At 63.1% G+C, this 20,666-nt stretch carries 19 protein-coding genes and 1 tRNA gene; 7 read left to right on the top strand and 13 right to left on the bottom strand.

What is annotated here, in order from left to right; translation table 11 throughout:
• Positions 1 to 114: 114 nt before the first annotated feature.
• The 3 genes from B9A31_RS23230 to B9A31_RS23220 all read right to left on the bottom strand — a co-directional run bounded on the left by B9A31_RS23230 (position 115) and on the right by B9A31_RS23220 (position 3,541).
• A complete protein-coding gene (locus tag B9A31_RS23230) occupies positions 115 to 1,545 on the bottom strand; it encodes an aldehyde dehydrogenase family protein (RefSeq protein WP_084297408.1) in 1,431 nt (476 codons plus the stop codon).
• Between the two features lie 13 nt (positions 1,546 to 1,558).
• A complete protein-coding gene (locus B9A31_RS23225; protein WP_084297407.1) occupies positions 1,559 to 3,058 on the bottom strand; it encodes a purine-cytosine permease family protein in 1,500 nt (499 codons plus the stop codon).
• 93 nt (positions 3,059 to 3,151) lie between these two features.
• Complete coding sequence (locus tag B9A31_RS23220; RefSeq protein WP_025754682.1) at positions 3,152 to 3,541, bottom strand: YybH family protein; 390 nt, start codon at positions 3,539 to 3,541, stop codon at positions 3,152 to 3,154.
• 228 nt (positions 3,542 to 3,769) lie between these two features.
• Between B9A31_RS23220 and ycaC the strand changes: the two genes are divergently transcribed.
• The 7 genes from ycaC (at position 3,770) to B9A31_RS23185 (ending at position 11,309) form a co-directional block, all read left to right on the top strand.
• On the top strand, positions 3,770 to 4,390 hold the full coding sequence (gene ycaC / locus B9A31_RS23215; protein WP_019098866.1) for an isochorismate family cysteine hydrolase YcaC: 621 nt from the start codon (positions 3,770 to 3,772) through the stop codon (positions 4,388 to 4,390).
• Between the two features lie 108 nt (positions 4,391 to 4,498).
• Positions 4,499 to 5,317 carry a polyphosphate kinase 2 gene (ppk2, locus tag B9A31_RS23210; RefSeq protein WP_027615760.1) on the top strand — a complete coding sequence of 273 codons (819 nt, stop codon included), beginning with the start codon at positions 4,499 to 4,501 and terminating at the stop codon, positions 5,315 to 5,317.
• A gap of 36 nt (positions 5,318 to 5,353) precedes the next feature.
• Complete coding sequence (locus tag B9A31_RS23205) at positions 5,354 to 6,550, top strand: monovalent cation:proton antiporter-2 (CPA2) family protein (RefSeq protein WP_019098864.1); 1,197 nt, start codon at positions 5,354 to 5,356, stop codon at positions 6,548 to 6,550.
• Between the two features lie 39 nt (positions 6,551 to 6,589).
• Complete coding sequence (locus tag B9A31_RS23200; protein ID WP_025754680.1) at positions 6,590 to 7,687, top strand: AI-2E family transporter; 1,098 nt, start codon at positions 6,590 to 6,592, stop codon at positions 7,685 to 7,687.
• A 13-nt stretch (positions 7,688 to 7,700) separates the two neighbouring features.
• Complete coding sequence (locus B9A31_RS23195) at positions 7,701 to 9,215, top strand: efflux transporter outer membrane subunit (RefSeq protein ID WP_084297406.1); 1,515 nt, start codon at positions 7,701 to 7,703, stop codon at positions 9,213 to 9,215.
• Positions 9,212 to 10,309 carry an HlyD family secretion protein gene (locus tag B9A31_RS23190; protein ID WP_016713318.1) on the top strand — a complete coding sequence of 366 codons (1,098 nt, stop codon included), beginning with the start codon at positions 9,212 to 9,214 and terminating at the stop codon, positions 10,307 to 10,309. Before B9A31_RS23195 ends, B9A31_RS23190 begins: the two co-directional genes overlap by 4 nt.
• Positions 10,299 to 11,309, top strand: coding sequence for a DUF2955 domain-containing protein (locus B9A31_RS23185; protein WP_025754678.1), 1,011 nt, complete (start codon positions 10,299 to 10,301; stop codon positions 11,307 to 11,309). The genes B9A31_RS23190 and B9A31_RS23185 overlap by 11 nt, the downstream gene beginning before the upstream one ends.
• Here the strand turns inward: B9A31_RS23185 and B9A31_RS23180 are convergent.
• The 10 genes from B9A31_RS23180 to B9A31_RS23135 all read right to left on the bottom strand — a co-directional run bounded on the left by B9A31_RS23180 (position 11,306) and on the right by B9A31_RS23135 (position 20,574).
• The gene (locus B9A31_RS23180) at positions 11,306 to 13,018 is read right to left on the bottom strand and encodes a SulP family inorganic anion transporter (RefSeq protein WP_025754677.1); all 1,713 of its coding nucleotides are present in this window, start codon (positions 13,016 to 13,018) and stop codon (positions 11,306 to 11,308) included. The two genes, B9A31_RS23185 and B9A31_RS23180, sit on opposite strands and share 4 nt — an antisense overlap.
• Before the next feature lie 89 nt (positions 13,019 to 13,107).
• On the bottom strand, positions 13,108 to 13,578 hold the full coding sequence (locus tag B9A31_RS23175; protein ID WP_084297405.1) for an OsmC family protein: 471 nt from the start codon (positions 13,576 to 13,578) through the stop codon (positions 13,108 to 13,110).
• A gap of 204 nt (positions 13,579 to 13,782) precedes the next feature.
• The gene (gene ychF, locus B9A31_RS23170) at positions 13,783 to 14,883 is read right to left on the bottom strand and encodes a redox-regulated ATPase YchF (protein WP_016713314.1); all 1,101 of its coding nucleotides are present in this window, start codon (positions 14,881 to 14,883) and stop codon (positions 13,783 to 13,785) included.
• 24 nt (positions 14,884 to 14,907) lie between these two features.
• Positions 14,908 to 15,492 carry an aminoacyl-tRNA hydrolase gene (gene pth, locus B9A31_RS23165; RefSeq protein ID WP_012270476.1) on the bottom strand — a complete coding sequence of 195 codons (585 nt, stop codon included), beginning with the start codon at positions 15,490 to 15,492 and terminating at the stop codon, positions 14,908 to 14,910.
• Between the two features lie 79 nt (positions 15,493 to 15,571).
• Positions 15,572 to 16,165, bottom strand: a complete 594-nt coding sequence (locus B9A31_RS23160) for a 50S ribosomal protein L25/general stress protein Ctc (RefSeq protein WP_016713313.1) — start codon at positions 16,163 to 16,165, stop codon at positions 15,572 to 15,574.
• A 118-nt stretch (positions 16,166 to 16,283) separates the two neighbouring features.
• Positions 16,284 to 17,225: a ribose-phosphate pyrophosphokinase gene (locus tag B9A31_RS23155; protein WP_003247410.1), complete on the bottom strand. Its 942-nt coding sequence runs from the start codon at positions 17,223 to 17,225 to the stop codon at positions 16,284 to 16,286.
• A 48-nt stretch (positions 17,226 to 17,273) separates the two neighbouring features.
• A tRNA-Gln gene (locus B9A31_RS23150) sits at positions 17,274 to 17,348 on the bottom strand.
• Positions 17,349 to 17,368: 20 nt separating this feature from the next.
• Entirely contained in the window at positions 17,369 to 18,226 is an 858-nt protein-coding gene (gene ispE, locus B9A31_RS23145; RefSeq protein ID WP_019098860.1) for a 4-(cytidine 5'-diphospho)-2-C-methyl-D-erythritol kinase, read from the bottom strand.
• A 4-nt stretch (positions 18,227 to 18,230) separates the two neighbouring features.
• Positions 18,231 to 18,848 (bottom strand): lipoprotein insertase outer membrane protein LolB, encoded by a 618-nt coding sequence (gene lolB / locus B9A31_RS23140; protein ID WP_019098859.1) that lies wholly within the window; start codon positions 18,846 to 18,848, stop codon positions 18,231 to 18,233.
• A 4-nt stretch (positions 18,849 to 18,852) separates the two neighbouring features.
• The gene (locus B9A31_RS23135) at positions 18,853 to 20,574 is read right to left on the bottom strand and encodes a tetratricopeptide repeat protein (RefSeq protein WP_019098858.1); all 1,722 of its coding nucleotides are present in this window, start codon (positions 20,572 to 20,574) and stop codon (positions 18,853 to 18,855) included.
• Positions 20,575 to 20,666: the final 92 nt, after the last annotated feature.

Here is a 20,666-nt window from a genome sequence, read left to right as displayed (position 1 = left end):
GCCTGGTGTTGTGATTGTGGGGGTACCAGGAAGTGGGACTTTGCGGGGGGAGGGGAAAGTCACGCGGGGGAGGGTTTGTATCGCGAAAAGGGCCGCAGCGCGGCCCCTGCAGTATCAGCCGAGGCACCGCGTCACATGCTTGACCGACTGGTAGGCCGACAACCCCCAAGGCCCCAGCTCACGGCCGATCCCGCTGCCTTTGGTGCCGCCCCACGAGGTTTCGACGAACACGGCCTGCACCGAGTTGATCCATACATGGCCAACTTCCAGCGCATCGGCCACGCGCTCGGCACGTTCCAGGTCCGCGGAGCAGACGGTGGCTACCAGCCCGAAGCGGCTTTCGTTGGCCTCGGTAATCGCCTGTTCCTCGCTGGCAAACCGCCGTGCACACAGCACCGGGCCAAAGATCTCCTCGCTCCACAGGCGGCTGTCTTTCGGCACATCGGCATACAGCGTCGGGCTGACGAACCAGCCGTCCCGGTCCAGCGCCTTGCCACCGGCCAGGCACTGCAAACCCTCCTCGCGTGCGGTGGCAAAGTAGCTGGCCACCTTCAGCCATTGTGCCTGGCTGGTCAGCGGGCCCATGTCGACTTCTTCGGTCAACGGGTTACCCACCCGCAAGTTTTCCAGTGTCGCCTGCAGGCGCGGCAGCAGCGCATCGGCAATACCGTCCTGCACCAGCAGGCGCGAAGTGGCCGAGCACATTTGCCCGGCGTTCCAGGTGATGCCGGCGACGATCCACTCCACTGCCTGGTCCACATCGCAATCATCGAACACCACGATCGCCGACTTGCCGCCCAGCTCCAGCGTGACTGGCCGGCACTGCGCCGAAGCGCTGCGCATCACCTGGCTGCCGACGCTGTTGCTGCCAGTGAACGACAGCTTGTCCAGGCCGTTGTGGTTGCTCAACGCAGCGCCAGTCTCGGCCTTGCCGTTGACGATGTTCAACACGCCAGCCGGCAGGCCCAGGGCATCGGCGATCTGGCCGTAGGCCTGCTCGATCAGCGGGGTGACTTCCGACGGTTTGAGCACAACGGTGCAGCCAGCGGCCAAGGCCGGGGCGAGCTTCCAGGCGCTGGTCACCAGCGGGAAGTTCCACGGCACGATCAGGCCGACTACACCCACCGGCTCCAGGCGGGTACGGGCAGTGAAGCCTGGCACGGCCAGCGGTACATCGCGGTTTTTCGAGGGCAGCTGCTCTGCCAGTTCGGCGTAGTAAGTGAAGGTGGCGATGGCGTCGTCCAGGTCGATTTCGGCCTCATGGCGCGGCTTGCCGTTGTTGCGCATCTGCAAGGTGATCAGCGCTTCGCGGCGCTGCCCGAGCTGTTCGGCAAAACCGCGCAGGAAGGCTGCACGCTCGCTGGCGCCGGTGCTTTTCCAGGCGGGCAGGGCGCTACGGGCGGCGGCCACGGCCTGGTCGACCTGGGTAACGCTGGCAGCCATGAATTCAGCGAACGGTTGCCCCAGCGCAGGGTCGTTGACGCTGATGCAGTCGCTGCCCTGGCCTTCGACCCAGCGGCCGGCGATATAGTGGGAAGTGGTCATGGTCGGTTTCCTGTCAGGCCATTTCGGCAGTGGTCACGGGCGTGTGCCTGGTGCTTTTGCAACGCACCCAACGCGGGCCTTGAGGGCCATACACGCCAGCAGGTTCAGGGAAAAGGTTGAGCAGCAGCAGGTACAGCACGCCAGCCAGCCCCAGGGTGACCGGTAGGCTCAGGTCGATGCCCCCGGCCAGGTCGCCCAGCGGGCCGACGAACTGCCCCGGCAGGTTGACGAAGCACAGGCCGACCGCTGCGCTGGGGATCCACGCCCCCATGCCGCGCCAGTTCCAGCCATGCAGGAACCAGTAGTGGCCACCGCGCTGGCCGCGGGTGAACACCTGCAGGTCATCGGCGTGGTAGAAGCCGCGGCGGGTAATCAGGCCGAGGATCATGATCACCATCCACGGGCTGGTGCAGGTGATGATGAGCACCGCAAAGGTCGACACGCTCTGCACCAGGTTGAAGGTGAAACGGCCGACGAAAATGAAGCCGATCGCCAGTACACCGATCAGCAACGTGGCGCCGGCGCGGCTGAGCAAGCGCGGGAACACGCTGGACATGTCCAGACCGGTGCCATACAGCGCCGTGGTGCCGGTGGACATGCCGCCGATCACCGCAATCAGGCATACCGGCAGGAAGAACCAGGTTGGGGCCACGGCCAGCAGGCCACCTACATAATTGTTGGCGGCGATGTAGTCCGGTGCCTGGGTTGCAACCAGGGTGGCCGTGCACAGGCCGAACAGGAACGGAATCAGTGTGGCGCCCTGGGCGGCAATCACGGCCAGCATGATGCGCGCCTTGGGCGTTTCACGCGGGATGTAGCGTGACCAGTCGCCCAGGAAGGCGCCGAACGACACCGGGTTGCTCATGGCCAGGATCGCTGCACCGACGAAGGCTGCCCAGAAGCCCGCCTGGCCCAGGTTGACGCTGCCGGCGTAACCGGCATCGAACGGCCCGGCAAAGGCGACGATACCCAGCAGGAACAGCAGGCTCGACGCCCACACGGCAATTTTGTTGACCCACAGCATGAAGCGGAAGCCGAAGATGCACACCACCAGCACCAGCACCGCGAACAGGCCGTAGGCCAGGCCCAGGGTAAGGTCGGTTTCCGGCAGGCCGGCCAGGCGCTTGGCCCCGCCGATCAAAGCATCGCCCGAGCTCCACACCGACAGCGAGAAGAACGCCACCGCCGTCAGCAGCGACAGGAACGAGCCGACGATACGCCCATGCACGCCAAAGTGTGCGCCTGAAGACACCGCGTTGTTGGTGCCGTTCAGTGCCCCGAACAGGCCCATGGGTGCAAGGATCAGCGCGCCCACGGTAACGCCGAGCAGAATCGCCCACACACCTGCCTGGAACGACAGCCCGAACAGCACCGGGAAGCTGCCCAGCACGGCGGTAGCGAAGGTATTGGCGCCGCCGAAGATCAGGCGGAACAGGTCCAGCGGGGAGGCGTCGCGTTGATCGTCGGGGATCTGTTCGACGCCGTTGGTCTCGATACCGGTCGAGTGGCTCATGGTGATGCTCCAGCGCGGTTGTTGTAGCCTGCGCAGTGCGCGGGCCTTCTTGTGGGTGCGATGGCAGGGCGGCAGGGCCGCGTAAAAAGGTGATCAGGCCGGCGATACGACCGACAGGTGTTCGTGGCAGGCCAGCCACTGTTCGCCGTGGCGGCGGAACACGATGGTTTCGCGCTCGCTCAACTGGTGTTCTTCACCGGCGATGCGGATATGGGTGGCCACATCGTGCATGAAGATCGCCACATCACCTTGCACGCTCACCTGAGCATTGCCCGACTCGCAGGCGAGCACGGCAAAACCCTCGGCCTGCCACTGGGCCCAGAGGTCTTCGTAGGCACGGCGCGACAGCAGCGGTTGCGGCAAGGTGTGGAAGAGGAAGGTGGCGTCTTCGCTGAAGCAGGCGAAATAGCGGGCGGTGTCGTTGCTGGCAAACGCGGCGACGAGGTCGGCGGCCGCCTGCCGTACCTGGAGAGTCTGGTCCACGGGAGTGGCCTCACGGTTTTTGTGATTATGGTGAAGCGATTCTGGTGGCGGTTGGCGAGGGGAAAAATCGCTGGCGGCAAATAATCAGTTCAGGAATTTGTGAAGTGATGGCAGAGCTTCCTTTTGAAGCTGAAGGGAGCGGCCAGGCAAACCCGACCGACGGCCTCTGCAGCCCTGCATCCTTGCCTACGCTGATACTCCCAACCCGCTGAAGCAAGGAGATCCGCCATGGCCTTCGAATACAAGCGTCTGGACAAGAACAACGCTGCGGTGCTGCTGGTCGACCACCAGACCGGCCTGCTCTCGCTGGTAAGGGATATCGACCCCGACCGCTTCAAGAACAACGTGCTGGCTCTGTCCGACCTGGCCAAATACTTCAAGCTGCCGACCATCCTCACCACCAGCTTCGAGACTGGCCCCAACGGCCCGCTGGTGCCGGAACTGAAAGAGCAGTTCCCCGACGCCCCCTACATTGCACGCCCCGGCAACATCAACGCCTGGGACAACGAAGACTTCGTCAAGGCGGTAAAAGCCACTGGCAAGAAGCAGCTGCTGATTGCCGGTGTGGTCACCGAAGTGTGCGTGGCCTTCCCGGCACTGTCGGCACTGGAGGAGGGCTTCGAGGTGTTCGTCGTCACTGACGCCTCTGGCACCTTCAACGAACTCACCCGCGACTCCGCCTGGCGGCGCATGGAGGCTGCCGGTGCACAGTTGATGACCTGGTTCGGCGTGGCCTGTGAGCTGCACCGTGATTGGCGCAATGACATTGAAGGGCTGGGGACCCTGTTCTCCAACCATATTCCGGATTACCGCAACCTGATGACCAGCTACAACAAGTTGGCCAAGTAGGTTTTTTTTGGGGGGGCTGCACCGCAGCCCCCTCTCAGCCGGCAAGCGAAGCGGCAAACCGTCATGAATCGACCATACTGACTCTTCATTCCCCTTAAGGAGAGTGTCATGTCGAAGCCGTCCAGGAAGAAAACCACCCAGGAAATGCCAGAAAAACTGGGCGGCAAGGCCTACGAAAAAGCGCTCAAACACCTGCATGTAGAGCTGGTGAAGCTACAGGAGTGGGTGGTCGCCAAGGGCCTGAAGGTGTGCATCGTCTTCGAAGGCCGTGACGGTGCCGGCAAGGGTGGCACCATCAAGGCCATCACCGAGCGCGTCAGCCCACGGGTGTTCCGCGTGGTGGCACTGCCCGCACCGACCGAGCGAGAGAAAACCCAGATGTACCTGCAGCGCTACCTGGGCCACCTGCCCGCTGCGGGCGAAGTGGTGATCTTCGACCGCAGCTGGTACAACCGCGCCGGGGTCGAGCGGGTCATGGGCTTCTGCTCTGACGAGCAAGTGGACAAGTTTCTGACCGGTGTGCCCGTGTTCGAAAAGGTCATGGTCGAGTCGGGGATCATCCTCATCAAGTACTGGCTTGAAGTCAGCGCCGAAGAGCAGACCCGGCGCCTGCAGGACCGCATCAATGACGGCCGCAAGCTGTGGAAGCTGTCGCCGATGGACCTCAAGTCGTACACCCGCTGGGATGATTACACCCAGGCGCGTGACGACATGTTCCAGGCGTCGGATACCGCCTGGGCACCGTGGTTCGTGGCCCATTCCAACGACAAGCGGCGCGCCCGGCTGAACATCATCAGCCATCTGCTTGGCCGCATTCCCTACAAGGACATCACCCGCGACCAGCTGGTGAAGTTGCCCAAACGCGGCAAGATCGGCAAGTACAAGGCTGTGGCCTATCCGTTCAAGGTCGTTGAAGAACGCTTCTGACCCCCTCCCTGCGGGGAGCTGCGAAGGTACGAGCTCATGCCACATGACGGCAGCCTGTTGCAGGCGACGGTGGTGTTCCTGTTGGCCGTGGTGCTTCTGGTTCCGCTGGCACAGCGCCTGAAAATGGGGGCGGTACCGGGTTACCTGCTGGCGGGTATCCTGATTGGTCCTTCGGTGTTCGGCCTGCTCGACAACCCGGACAACGTGGCGCGGCTGTCGGAAATGGGCGTGGTCATGCTGCTGTTCGTGATTGGCCTTGAGCTCTCACCCCGGCGTCTGTGGACCATGCGCCGGGCGCTGTTCGGCGTCGGCAGCTTGCAGGTAGGGCTGACTGCGGTGCTGCTTGGGCTGCTGGCGTACTGGCTGTTCGACCAATCGAAACCCGCTGCCATCGTGCTGGGCCTTGGCCTGGCGCTGTCGTCCACCGCCTTTGGCTTGCAGGTACTGGCCGAGCGCAAGGACCTGGGCAAGCCGCACGGTCGCCTGGCGGTGGCCATCCTGCTGTTTCAGGACATTGCCGCTATTCCCTTGATTGCCGTGGTGCCGCTGCTCGGGGGCGATGTCAGCACCGCCGACGAAGGGGCCTGGCCGCTGCTGGCAGTGGCTGTCGGCATAGGCGTGCTGATTGTCTTTGGTCGCTATCTGTTGACCCCGGTATTCAAGTGGACGGTGGGTTCGGGCTTGCCCGAGCTGTCGACGGCCACGGCCTTGCTGGTAGTGCTGGGCACCGCCTGGCTGATGGAGCACGTGGGCGTGTCGATGGCACTGGGTGCATTTCTGGCCGGCGTGCTGATGGCCGAGTCGCCATTTCGCCACGAACTGGAAACCCAGATCGAGCCGCTCAAAGGCCTGCTGCTGGGGCTGTTCTTCGTTGGCGTGGGCATGAGTGCCGACCTGCGCCTGCTGTTTGGCATGCCACTGATGGTGTTAGGCCTGACCGTGTTGCTGGTCGCCATCAAGCTGCCCTTGCTGTATGGCCTCGGGCGTACGGTTGGCGGGCTCAACAAGGCCCAGGCGTTGTGCCTGGGCGTGGTGCTGGCCTCGGGTGGCGAGTTTGCCTTCGTGGTGTTCAAGCTGGCGCTGGAGCATCAGGTGCTGACTCGGCAAGTGCATGACGTGCTGGTGCTGGCCATTACCTTGTCGATGGCGGTGGTACCGCTGGTGATGATGGCCTTGGCGCGGCAGTTACGAGACGCCAGCCCCGTACAGGCAACCCCGGAAACGAGTGACTGAACCGTGGCACATGACGAACTGAATGTTCGGAGGTGAAGCATGCAACCGGGTATCAAGCTGGACAGCGCCCTGTCGCGGGGTTTGCTCGATGTGCTGATCAAAGCCGGCCTGGTGGCTGCCTTGGTGATCTTTGCCTTTCAGGTGTTCCAGCCATTTCTGGAGCTGATGCTGTGGGCGGTTATCCTCGCGGTCACCCTGTACCCGTTGCATTGTCGCCTCCAGCGCCGTACCGGCCTCAAGCAGGGGTATGCGGCGACGCTGGTGGTGGTGCTGGTACTGGTGGTGCTGCTGGTGCCGATCTACCTGGTGGTGATGTCCATCGGCGAATCGGTGGACAGCCTGGTGACGTTACTCAAAAGCGGAGCCTGGAGCGTGCCGACCCCACCTGACGCCGTGGCGGCCTGGCCACTGATCGGGCCGAAGGTGCATGCCCTTTGGTTGGCGGCCTCCGAAAACATGGCCAGTGTGCTGAACCAGTGGATGCCCCAGCTCAAGGGCGCCGGGCGCACGGTGCTGGGTGCTGCGGCCAGTGCCGGGGGGGCCTTTTTGCTGTTCATCGGTGCGATCATCATCTCCGGGGTGATCATGGCCTTTGGTGACCGTGGTGAAATCGCGGCACAGCGTATCGCCATGCGGGTATCGGGTGAGGAGCGGGGCAAGCCATTGGCCAAGTTATGCACCGCGACCATTCGTGCGGTGGCCCAAGGTGTGATCGGCATTGCGTTCATCCAGATGTTGCTGATCGGCGTCGGCTTCGTGGTCAAAGGGGTGCCAGGGGCCGGCATGCTGGCCATCGTCATCCTCATGCTGGGGATTGCCCAGGCGCCCGCTACCCTTGTCACGGTGCCGGTGATCATCTATGTGTTCAACGTCGAAGGCTTTACCGCCGCGACCATCGTGTTTGCCATCTACACCTTCGTTGCCGGGCTGGCCGACAACGTGCTCAAGCCGCTGTTGCTGGGGCGAGGGGTGGACGTGCCGATGCCGGTGGTGCTGATCGGGGCGCTGGGCGGCATGGTGGTCAAAGGGATCATCGGCTTGTTCATCGGCCCGGTGATCCTTGGCGTCACCTACGTGTTGTTCTGGCAATGGGTTGCACTGCAGGTGCCGGAGCAACCAACACCACCTGCTGCCTGAGCCAGGGGTTGCCATGCCCACGTACGGCTATGGTCTGGGGCTGCTGGTAGTGCTGGCCGGCTGCACCCAGGTTGGCCCGGATTTCGAAAAGCCCCAGGCTCCTTGGTTGGCTGGCTGGAGCACGCCTTTGCTGGAGCAGGCAGGGCGCAGCGCTGCGGCGCCCGACCTGCGCCGCTGGTGGACGGTGTTCGCCGACCCAATGCTGGACGCGCTGATTGCCGAGGCCGATGCCAACAACACCAACCTTCGCGTGGCGGGCCTGCGCATCGCCGAAGCCCGTGCCCAGCTGGCCATCGTGCAGACCGGGCGTTATCCACAGTTGCAACAGTTGAGCGCGCAGAGCCTGTACCTGAAACAAGACCAGTCCGGCGCTGCAGCAGCGCGCGACTCGGTGTTCTGGCAATCCAGCGTGGGCTTCGACATCGGTTGGGAGATTGACTTCTGGGGGCGCTTCAGCCGCGCCATCGAAAGCGCAGATGCGGCCTACTTCGTTTCCCAGGCCAATTACGCCGATGCCATGCTGCTGTTGCGTGCACAAGTGGCCGACACCTACTTCGCCCTGCGGACCGCCGAGGCACGGCTGGATATCGCGCGCGAGAACGCCGAGCGCCAGGCGCGTAGCCTGGAGATCACCGAGCGGTTGTTCCGCCACGGCGAAAATGACGAACTCGACTGGCAGCAGGCGCGCACCCAATACCTGGCGACCCTGGCCACCATCCCCGAGTTCGAAAACCAGCTCAACGCGCTGCGCAACGTGCTGTGCTCGCTGCTGGGCCGCCCGCCAGGACCGCTACCGCAGCTGGAGGCCGGCCATGGCCAGCTGCCATTGCCAGACCGCGCGGTGCTTCAGGACGTACCGGCCAACCTCTTGCAGCGCCGCCCGGACATCCGCGCTGCCGAGCAGGCGGTGGCGGCGCAGTCGGCGCTGGTTGGGGTTGCCGAGGCCGATCTTTATCCACAGCTGAGCCTGCTGGGCAGCATTGGCTGGACCTTTTTATCCGCCAGTCATCTGCCCGACACCTTCGACCTGGCTGCTGGCCCTAGCCTGATCTGGAACCCGTTCGACTATGGCCGGCGCAAGAATGCCGTGCGCGTAGAGGATGCCCGCTTGCAGCAACTGATCGAGCTGTACCAGCAAAACGTGCGCGAAGCGGCCCGCGAAGCCGACGATGCCGCCAGCGGGCTTGTCCGCTCGCTGCAGAGCGCAACCATTCGCGACCAGGCCTCGCAGGCTGCACAGCGTTCGCTGAACCTGGCCAGCTCGCAGTACCGCGAAGGCTTTGCCGACTTCCAGCGCGTGCTCGATGCCCAGCAATTGCTGTTGCAGCAACAGGACGGTTACCTGGTCAGCCGTGGCAATGCAGTCAGCAGCCTGCTGACCTTGTACAAGGCCTTGGGCGGTGGCTGGGATGCCCGCCGCGCACCGATCGACCCGGCCACCCGTCAGCACATGCAGCACCGCACCGACTGGGGCGAGCTGCTCGACGAGCCAGCCCCCACCGCACACGCACAAGGTGAAAACCAATGAGCGACAGCACGCCTACGCCCCCCCCGCCGGCCCCTGATCGCGGCATGCGCTGGGTGCTGCTGCTGATAGCCGTGAGCCTGCTCTGGTACTTGCTGGCCGACCGCTTCACGCCGTACACCCAGCAGGCCCGCCTGCAGGCGTACGTGGTTCCGGTGGCCGCCGAAGTGGCCGGGCAGATCAAGCGTGTCGCAGTCGGCAACAACCAGGAGGTGCGCCAGGGCGATGTGCTGTTCGAGCTCGATCAGGAACAGTACCGCATTGCCTTGGCCCGCGCCGAAGCCGACCTCGAAACCGTGCGCCGTCAGATCGGCGCCAGTACCGCCGGCATCGACTCGGCCCAGGCCGCGCTCGTGGCCGCCGAGGCCAACGCACGCAAGGCCCGGCAGGACGCCGAGCGCCTCAAGCGCCTGATTGATGAGGACCCCGGCACAGTATCGGTACGTCGCCTGGAAGGCGCCCAGGCTACCCGCGACCAGGCCATCAGCCAGGTGGCGGCGGCCCGTGCGGAGGTGGAGCGGGCCCGTGAGCAGCAGGGCGGGGCGCAGGAGGACAACGCCCAGCTGCGCAGTGCTGCGGCCAATGTCGAAAAGGCACGGCTTGACCTGGCGCGCACGGTGGTGCGCGCTGATGCGAATGGCCTGATCACCGACCTGCGCACTGACGTTGGGCATTATGTCGGGGCTGGCAGCCCGATGATGACGCTGATCAGTATCCACGACGTGTGGATAAGTGCCGACATGACCGAGAACAACCTCGGCCGCCTGCGCCCCGACACCCCGGTGCTGGTGGTGCTCGATGCGCTGCCCGGTACCGTGTTGAAGGGGCGTGTTCGCAGCATTGGCTACGGCGTGAGCGTGGGCCAGGGCACCCCGCCGGGTACTTTGCCGACCGTTCAGAACAGCCGCGAGTGGCTGCGTTCGGCACAGCGCTTCCCGGTGATTGTCGAGCTTGAGCGCGACCAACTTCAGGACAAGACCGTGCTGCGGGTTGGTGGCCAGGCCGAGGTCATGGCCTTGCCTGGCGAAGGCAACCCGCTGAACCTGCCGGGCAGGTTGTTCATGTGGCTGATGAGCTGGCTGTCGTATGCCTATTGAATTGCGCCGCCTGCGGGCCCTGCGCCTGGCCTGGGGCGTGGCGCTGTGCCTGGTGGTCAGCTTCGGCATCGGCCTGCCCGTGCCGATCCTGGCACCGGTGTTCGCCGTGCTGTTGCTGGCCATGCGCAGCCAGCCATTGCCGTTGCGCGCGGCACCCGCCTTGGCGGTACTGGTGCTGCTCGCGTGTGGCAGCGGGTTATTGCTGATTCCACTGTTGCGTCACGCCCCGGTCAGCGGAGTGTTGCTGGTGGGCGTGGGCGTTTTTCTCACGTTGCGCTATGCCTTGATGGGCGGCAACGGCCTGCTGGCCAACTTGCTGATAGTCGGCCTGACCATGATTGCTGCTGCGGGTACCAGCGACTTCACCTTGGCCCTCTCGGTGGTCGAAGCGCTGGCCAAAGGCATGTTGCTTGCGGTGCTGGGCACGGCCTTGGCCCATGTGCTGTTTCCCGAACCTGCCAATGCGCCGGCACAGCCGGTACCGCCGCTGCCGGGGCGCGCGCATGTCAGCTGGGTAGCGTTGCGCGCCACGTTGATTGTGATGCCGGCTTTCCTGCTGGCGCTGATTGCCCCGGACCAGTACATGCCGCTGATCATGAAGGCAGTGAGTGTGGGGCAACAGGCCGGCGAAACCCGCGCGCGGCACGCCAGCCGTGAGCTGGTTGGCTCAACGTTGCTCGCCGGGTTGCTGGCGATACTGATGTGGGGCGCGTTGAGCCTGTTCGTGCACCTGTGGATGTTTTTTTTGTGGGTGCTGCTGTTCGCGCTCTGGCAGGCGCGCCGGCTGTATCAGGTGGTGCAGAACCGGCAGAGCCCGGCGTACTGGGTGAGCTGCCTGACGACCCTGTTGATCCTGCTGGGGCAGTCGGTGCAGGACAGTGCTGGCGGGCAGGATGTGTACAAGGCGTTTGCGGTGCGCATGGCACTGTTTCTGGCGGTGTCGGTGTATGCCAGTGCCATGCTGATCTGGATTGATCGGCGCCGGGTTCGGGCTGCCTAGGGTTGCCAGTCAACTCCGCTCTCATCCAGATAGGCATCCACCGCCGCGCCCACCGTTGGATGAAAGGCATTCTCCCCCATATGGTGGAACAATCCGAACCGCCGCATCTTGTCCTTCACCGGATCCTTCATCTCGGCAAACTGCAACTCCACCCCCCGTGCTTCCAGTGCCCGGTCCAGCTCGGCCAGCATGTCGGCCGAAGTGATGTCGATACTGGTCACTGGCTCCGCCGCGATGATCAACCGCTGCACCGGTGTAGGCGACGCGTCCACTGCCGCCATCACTGTGCTCTGGAACTGCTCGGCGTTGGCGAAGAACAGCGGCGCGTCCCAGCGCAGCAGCACCAACCCTGGAATGCGTCGGGCCTTTGGATAACGCTGCACATCATGGTAGCCCCGCGTGCCATCCACCCGGCCCAGTACCGCATGGTGCGGCCGCCAACCGTCCCACAGAAACTCGATCACTGCGATGGCCACGGCGATGCAGATACCTGGAATAGCGCCAAATACGGCTACGCCGACAAAGCAGGTGAACGACAGCCAGAACTCCCACTGCTGCATGTGGAATATACGTTTGAGGTCGGTGAACTCGAACAGGCCCAGTGCGGCAGCAATCACCACGGCGGCCAAGGCACTGTTGGGCAGGTGCTGCATCAGATTGGGCGCCACCAGCAGCAACAGGGTTACCGCCAGCGCGCCGATAATACCGGTGAGTTGGGTTTGCGAGCCTGCCGCTTCGGCCACTGGCGTGCGCGATGAACTGCTGCTGATCGGAATACCCTGGAACAGCCCCGAAGCCAGGTTGGCTATACCCAGGCCGAACATTTCCTGGTTCGGGTTGACCGGCATTTTCAGGCGGGCGGCATAGGAGCGCGACAGCACACTGGTGTCGGCGAACGACACCAGCGCTACCGCGATGCCACCGAGCAGCACCTCCACCAGGTCGATGTCGCTGACCCAGGGGAAGACAAAACCGGGGAGCCCTTGGGGCAACTCGCCGAGCACCTTCACGCCTTGCTGGTCGAGCCCCAGCAGGCTCACCGCCAGCGTGGCCAGCACCACGGCAATGAGGATGCCCGGTACCCGCTTGAAGGGCTTGAGCAAAAGGATCAGCACCAGGCTGCCACCACCGACCATGAAGCTTGGCCAATGCCCTTGGCCGGCAAGCAAGGCCTGAATCAGGTTCCAGATATCTCGCAGCGGTCCTTGGCTGTCCACCGACAGGCCGAACAGCTTGGGCAGTTGGCTGATCAACACCGTGAGGGCGATTCCGTTCATGTACCCATAGCGGATCGGCTTGGACAGCAACTCGGTGATGAAGCCCAGGCGCAGCAGCCCGGCAATTACACAGAACGCCCCGGCGACCAGCGCCATCATGCTGGCGATGGCGATTGCCCGCTGCGGGTCACTGGCGGCGTACTGCACCACCACCGCCAGGATCGGCGCGGCCAGTGCCGAGTCCGGGCCCAGTACGAGGATGCGGCTGGGGCCGAACAGGGCATAGGCCAGCAAGGGGATAATGGTGGCATACAGGCCATAGATGCCGGGTACGCCGGACGCTTCGGCGTACGCAATGCCCACGGGTACCAGCATGGTGGTGAGCACCAGGCCGGCGGCGATGTCCTTGGCCAGCCAGGCTGGCTTGTAGTGGAGCAGGGTGACCAGGCCAGGTAACCAGCGTTGCCAGTCGAAGCGAGTGGGTTCGGGCATGATGCAGGCTCTGGGGGAGGAGGGGACTCAATCACAGCTTAGATGTTGGGATGGGGGGCTGCGCAGCAGCCCCTTCAATCTCAATCCATCTATGCAGTCGTCACCACTGGCGCGCATTCAACCGGGAAGTTCACCGAGTTGGCAATAAAGCACTCATGGTGCGCATCCTCATGCATACGCAAGGCAAGCTCCCGGTCCGAGCTTGCACTGATGGTCACTTGCGGGCGCAATAGCACTTGAGTGAAGCGACCCTTCGCCTGTGTATCGCCCTCCACCATGCGCCCCAGTGGTTTGTCGACGTACTTCAGCACATTTACACCATTCACCGCACACAGGTGCAGGTACCAGAGCTTGTGGCAGGCCGACAGCGATGCTACCAGCATGTCTTCCGGGTTCCAGCGCTGTGGGTCACCGCGAAAGGCGGGGTCTGCCGATCCGGCCAAGGCAGCCTTGCCGGGGGCCTCAACGTTGAAGTCGCGTGCATAGGCGGTATAGCTGGAAGTACCGTCACCCTTGTTGCCGGTCCAGGTCACTTGCACTTCGTACTGGTGTTCTTTCATCTGTCCTCCTTGAACCCATGAGCCCATCGCGGGCAACGCCGACTATAGCGCTTCCTGTACTGTCGATGGCGGGCAGGGCCTCCAGCACCTCAATGCCCGCCTGCACATGACCGAGGACCTGAGCCTGGTGCTGGGGGGGCCGGGCAAAACAAAACCCCTTGAAGCGTAAGCCTCAAGGGGTTTGTGGTTACAGCAGGCTACCGCTTAGACGTTGAAGCGGAAGTGCATCACGTCGCCGTCTTTGACGATGTAATCCTTGCCTTCCAAACGCCATTTACCGGCTTCCTTGGCACCGCTCTCACCCTTGAACTGGATGAAGTCGTCATAGGCCACCACTTCAGCGCGGATGAAGCCTTTTTCGAAGTCGGTGTGGATCACGCCAGCGGCTTGTGGTGCGGTGGCACCCACGCGTACGGTCCAGGCACGTACTTCCTGCACGCCGGCAGTGAAGTAGGTTTGCAGGTTCAGCAGCTCGTAACCGGCGCGGATCACACGGTTCAGGCCAGGCTCTTCCAGGCCCAGGGCCTCGAGGAACATGTCCTTCTCTTCACCGTCGTCCAGCTCGGCGATTTCCGCTTCGATCTTGTTGCACACCGGCACCACCACCGCGCCTTCTTCCTCGGCAATGGCCTTGACCACGTCCAGGTGCGGGTTGTTGTCGAAACCGTCTTCCGCCACGTTGGCGATGTACATCACCGGCTTGCTGGTCAGCAGGTGGAAGCCGCGGATGACCGCCTTGTCTTCGGCGCTCATGTTCTTCATCAGGCTGCGCGCTGGCTTGCCTTCGGTGAAGTGCGGGATCAACTGCTCCAGGATAGCCTTCTGCGCCAGGGCTTCCTTGTCGCCGCCCTTGGCGTTGCGGGCAACCTTCTGCAGTTGCTTCTCGCAGCTGTCGAGGTCGGCGAAGATCAGTTCGAGGTCGATGATCTCGATGTCACGCTTGGGGTCGACGCTGTTGGAAACGTGGATCACGTTTTCGTCTTCGAAGCAGCGCACCACGTGGGCAATGGCGTCAGTCTCGCGGATGTTGGCGAGGAACTTGTTGCCCAGGCCTTCGCCTTTCGACGCACCCGCCACCAGGCCGGCGATGTCGACGAATTCCATGGTGGTGGGCAGGATGCGGTTTGGCTTGACGATTTCAGCCAGCGCATTCAGGCGCGCATCGGGCATCGGCACGATGCCGCTGTTTGGCTCGATGGTGCAGAAAGGGAAGTTCTCCGCCGCGATGCCAGACTTGGTCAGGGCGTTGAACAGGGTGGACTTGCCGACGTTGGGCAGGCCGACGATGCCGCAATTGAAACCCATGGGTATTCCCCTCTCTAAAGGAAATCAGGCCTTCTGGCTGTGCAGCTCGCGCATCGCCTTGGCGAAGTCGCCGGCAAGCACGTCCGGCAGCACGCCGAGGGCAAAATCGATGCTGGCGTCGAGCTTCTCCTGCTCGGCGCGCGGCGCGCGGCCCAGGACGAAGTTGGAGACCAGTTTGGCGTCGCCCGGGTGGCCGATGCCAAGCCGCAGGCGGTGGAAGTCGTTCTGGTTGCCGAGCTGCGCGATGATGTCGCGCAGGCCGTTATGCCCACCATGGCCGCCGCCGCGCTTGAGCTTGGCAACGCCCGGAGGCAGGTCGAGTTCGTCGTGTGCCACCAGGATCGCTTCCGGCTTGATGCGGAAGAAATTGGCCAAGGCCGCCACGGACTGGCCGCTACGGTTCATGTAGGTGGTGGGGATCAACAAACGAACGTCGTTGCCCTGATGGCTGAACTTAGCCGTCAGGCCGAAATATTTCTTGTCAGCGGTCAGCGAAACACGCTGTGCGCTGGCAATGCGTTCAACGAAAAGAGCCCCTGCGTTATGCCGGGTCTGTTCGTATTCGGGGCCGGGGTTACCCAGGCCGACGATCAACTGGATGGCGGTCACGTCAGGGGCTCTTCCTTGGAGTTGGTGGGTTACAGGGCGCGCGGCACTGTAACCCGATCAACGCCGGCGTGCGAGTAGATTACTCGGCAGCGCCTTCTGCTTCTGGAGCAACGCGTGGAGCGTGAACGTTGGCAACAGCTTTGTCATCACCGTGGGCCAGAGCAACGAACTCTACGCCTTTCGGAGCTTTCAGATCCGACAGGTGGATGATGGTGCCGACTTCGGCGTTGGCCAGGTCAACTTCGATGAACTCAGGCAGGTCTTTGGCTTCGCAGGAAACTTCGATCTCGGAAACAACGTGGGAGATCTCGCCGCCTTTCTTGACCGGTGCTTCTTCGTTGATGAAGTGCACTGGAACAACAGCGGTCAGTTTCTGGCCAGCAACAACGCGAACGAAGTCGGCGTGCATGATGAACTGCTTGGCTGGGTGGCGCTGCATGGCCTTGATGATGACGTTTTGCTTAACGCCGTCAACGTTCAGCTCGATAACGTGGCTGAAGGCAGCTTCGTTTTCGAACAGCTTGGTGATTTCCTTGGCCAGGATGGTCAGGGATTGAGCTTCTTTATCGCCACCGTAGACAACGGCTGGGATGCTCAGCGAGTGACGCAGGCGGCGGCTCGCACCTTTCCCCAGGTCAGTACGCGCTTGGGCGTTCAGGATGAAATCAGTCATTTTACTTCTCCAAAATAGCCCCCCGAGGGCGTTTGCGACCAGCGCCAACGGGGATGGCAAAAAAGCCCCGCCCCAACACATGTTGGGGCGGGGCGCTTCATATCAACACGCGTTCCGCTTAGCGGAACATCGCGCTGATCGATTCTTCGTTGCTGATGCGGCGTACCGCTTCAGCGACAACCGGTGCGATATCCAGCTGGCGGATACGGTCACAGGCTTGAGCAGCGGCGGACAGCGGAACGGTGTTGGTCACCACCAGCTCGTCCAGTACCGACTTCTCGATGTTCTCGATCGCGCGGCCCGACAGGACAGGGTGCGTGCAGTAGGCGTAAACCTTGGCAGCGCCGTGTTCTTTCAGGGCTTTGGCCGCGTGGCACAGGGTGCCGGCGGTGTCGACCATGTCGTCTACCAGGATGCAGGTGCGCCCTTCGACGTCGCCGATGATGTGCATAACCTCGGAGTGGTTAGCCTTTTCACGGCGTTTGTCGATGATACCCAGGTCGACACCCAGGGACTTGGCGACTGCACGTGCACGCACGACACCACCGATGTCCGGGGAGACGATCATCAGGTTCTCGAAACGCTGGTCTTCGATGTCGTCGACCAGTACGGGCGAGCCGTAGATGTTGTCGACCGGGATATCGAAGAAGCCTTGGATCTGGTCAGCGTGCAGGTCGACGGTGAGAACACGGTCGATACCCACGACAGTGAGCATGTCAGCGACGACTTTGGCGCTGATGGCTACACGTGCCGAACGCGGACGGCGGTCCTGGCGGGCATATCCGAAGTAAGGAATCACGGCGGTGATTCGGGATGCTGAGGAGCGGCGGAAGGCATCGGCCATCACTACCAGTTCCATCAGGTTATCGTTGGTCGGGGCACAGGTCGGCTGAATAATGAAAACGTCTTTACCGCGAACATTTTCATTGATCTCAGTGCTGATCTCACCGTCGGAGAATTTACCGACAGAGACGTCACCGAGAGGGATATGCAGCTGACGTACGACACGCCGAGCCAGATCGGGGTTAGCGTTCCCCGTAAAGACCATCATCTTGGACACGCGCAGTACCTGAAGGCTGAGGGTATACCTGGATGAGTATAAGGAAAATGGCAGGGGCGGCTGGATTCGAACCAACGCATGGCAGGATCAAAACCTGCTGCCTTACCGCTTGGCGACGCCCCTGTATCTGTTGCTGCGAACGCTTATGCGCTCGGCTTCTTGACCAGACTTTGCAGCTTGCGATGCAACATCGAAACATTGCTTCCTTTCGCCACAAACCCTGTTTGGGTCGCTGAAAGAAGGGCCAGAACTTTATCAGCTTCGGCTTTGCTTGGGAAGGCCCCAAACACACAACTTCCAGTGCCGGTTAGTCGAGCCTCAGTGAATTTCCCCAGTGAATTCAATGCATTGCGAACTTCTGGGTAATTCTGCTCTACCACCGGTTGGCAGTCATTTCGACTGTTTCCCTTGGGAACGGGGCGCATCTTAAGGGGGAGTGAATCACGTGTCAACTGTGGATGCGAAAAAATTTCTACTGTGCTGACAGACACTTGCGGCACCAGCACGACATACCAAGGTTCTTCCGGGTCTACCGGGGTGAGCTGTTCGCCCACGCCCTGGGCGAACGCCGCATGGCCGCGCACGAATACCGGTACGTCGGCGCCCAGGCTCAGGCCCAGTGCGGCCAGGCGGTCTTCGTCCCAGTCCAGCTGCCAGAGGTGGGCCAGGGCCAGCAGGGTGGTGGCGGCATCCGAGCTGCCACCACCGATGCCGCCACCCATGGGCAGCACTTTGGTCAGCCAGATGTCGGCGCCGAGCGTGGTGCCGGATTGCTCCTGCAACTTGCGGGCGGCGCGCACGATCAGGTTGCTGTCGTGCGGTACGGCTTCAATCTCGGTGTGCAGGCGGATCACGCCATCGTCACGCAGGGCGAAACTCAGTTCGTCGCCATGGTCGAGAAACTGGAACACGGTTTCCAGCTCGTGGTAACCATCTGGGCGGCGGCCGATGATGTGCAGCCACAAGTTGAGCTTGGCCGGGGCGGGCAGGGTGAGTTGCATGTGATCAGTGCCCCAGCTGGCGTGGCTGCCAGTCCTTGACCACCAGGGTCACGTCCAGGTCCTTGCCGTGCAGTTTCAGGCGCTCGGGCAGCCAGTAACCGTTCTGCTCGGTGTAGCTCAGGTACTGCACCTGCCAGCCGTCCTGGTCGAGGCTGGCCAGACGGCTGTCACCGTCCAGGGTCAGCTTGCTCTTGCTGTCGGGGGCGGGCAGGCCGCGTACCCACCAGACCAGGTGGGACACCGGCAGTTGCCAGCCAAGCTGCTCTTCCAGCAAAGCTTCGGGACTCGTGGCCTCGTAACGGCCCTGGTTGGCCACTTCCAGTACCACACCACCCGGGCGGCCGGTCAGGCGTGCGGCACCACGGCCCAGCGGGCCGGCAAGGCGAATGTCGTAGTAGTCCTGGCGCTGCAGCCAGAACAGCGTGCCGCTGCCGGAGTCGCGCGGGGCGCGGATGCCGACCTTGCCGTTGATCTGCCAGCCATCGAGGCTGCTCAGTTGTTCTTTATGGGCGCGCCACTGTTGTGGGTTGCCGTGGCCCTGCAGGGCCTCGCGGCTACCGAAACCGGCACAACCGGCCAGCAGGGCGATCAGGGTGAAGGAGATGCAATGGCGCAGGAACATGGCGTTAAAGGGTCTCGGATCCGGTCAGGCGCAGGAGGGTCTTGCGCAGGATGGGGCTGTCGGCCTGGGCTTCGAAGCCTTTGGCCCACACCTGGCGGGCTTCGCGGCGCTTGCCGTTGGCCCACAGCACTTCACCCAGGTGGGCGGCCACTTCATGGTCGGGGAAGTTGGCAAAGGCCTGACGCAGGTAGGTTTCGGCCTCGTCGAGGTTGCCCAGGCGATAGTTGACCCAACCCAGGCTGTCGAGCACTGCCGGGTCGTCCGGGGTCAACTGGTGGGCTTTGTCGATCAGCGCCTTGGCTTCGCTGTAGCGGGTAGTGCGGTCGGCCAGGGTGTAACCCAGGGCGTTCAGGGCCATGGCATTTTCTGGCTCGCGGGTGATGATGGCGCGCAGGTCTTTTTCCATCTGTGCCAGATCGTCGCTTTTTTCGGCCAGCATGGCGCGGGTGTACAGCAGGTTGAGGTCGTCTGGGTACCGTTGGATGGCTTGTTGAAGCACCTGGTTGGCCTGGGCGTCCTTGTTGTTGTTGCTGTAGCTTTCCGACTCGATCAGGTACAGCTGGATGGCGAGGTCCGGCTGGGCTTCGCGGGCTTCGGCGAGCAGGCGCGAAGCGTCGGTGCCTCGGCCGTTGGCAATCAGGATATCGGCCTGGCGCAGTTGCGCGGGCAGGTAATCGGGGCCAGGGCCGACCAGCGCGTATTCGCGCAGAGCGCCTGCGGGATCGTGGCGCTCTTCCCGGATGCGGCCCAGGTTCAGGTGCGCGGCGTCGACGTTGCTGTCACGCTCGATCAGTTCCTGCAGGTAGCCTTCGGCTTCATCCCAGTCTTTGTTCTCCAGGCACACCAGCGCCAGGGAGTAACGAAGTTCGTCATCGTCAGGGTACTGCTGGACCAGGCTGAGGAACTCGCCCTTGGCATCGGCGATGCGGTCTTGCTCGACCAGGGTGCGGGCGTAGGTCAGGCGCAGGCGCTTGTCATCCGGGTTGTCGCGGATAGCGCTGCGCAGCAGTGGCAGGGCTTCCGGGCCACGGTCCAGAGTCTGCAGCAATCGGGCGCGCAGTAGGATCGGGGCGATTTCGCCGTTCTGCGCCGGGTGCGACTCAAGCAGCTCCAGTGCCTCTTCGGCCTTGCCGTCCTGATTCAGCAGTAGCGCTTTGCCGAACACCAGCTGGCCGTTGTTCGGGTATTTCACCAGCAGGCGCTCGAAGCTTTGCAGCAGGCCATCGCGGGTGCTCTGGTCGGTTTCGGCGGCAGACAGGGCGAGGAAGTCGAAGTGGGTGTCGCCTTGGCCCTGCAGCACCTTTTCCATATAGGCCATGGCGTCGTCATAGCGGCCGGCGCGGGCCAGCTGGATGGCGGCGGCGCGTTGGGCGTCGAGGTTTTGCGGGTCGTTGCGGGCCCAGACCAGGGCGTTTTCCAGCGATGGCTCGTCGGCGCCGAGGTACTCGGCGATGCGATAGGCACGTTCGGAAACCCCAGGGTCCTGGGTTTTGGCGGCCTGGTCGGTGTAATTGGCCAGGGCGATGTCGAAGCGGTTGCGCTGGCCGGCCAGCTCTGCGACCAGCAGGCTATAGAGTGTGTCCTGCTTGAACGAGCCATACACCACGGGCTTTTGGGCCTCGCTCTTTGCGGCCTCGGCGACGGGAGGCTCGGCCTTTTGCGGGGCCAGGCTCTGGCAGCCCTGAAGCAGGGCGAAGGCAAGCAGCAATGCGTATGGTTTGTTCATAGAAGGCTTTAGAAGGACTCACCGGCGGTCGGAGCATGATGACACAAGCGCGGTGGCAAACCCACCTGCGAAGGTATGAAGCTGCGCTTCGC

The sequence above is a fragment of the Pseudomonas sp. URIL14HWK12:I5 genome (genome assembly GCF_900176445.1).
GTDB classification, from domain to species: domain Bacteria; phylum Pseudomonadota; class Gammaproteobacteria; order Pseudomonadales; family Pseudomonadaceae; genus Aquipseudomonas; species Aquipseudomonas monteilii.
This window is presented reverse-complemented; position numbering and strand designations above follow the sequence as displayed.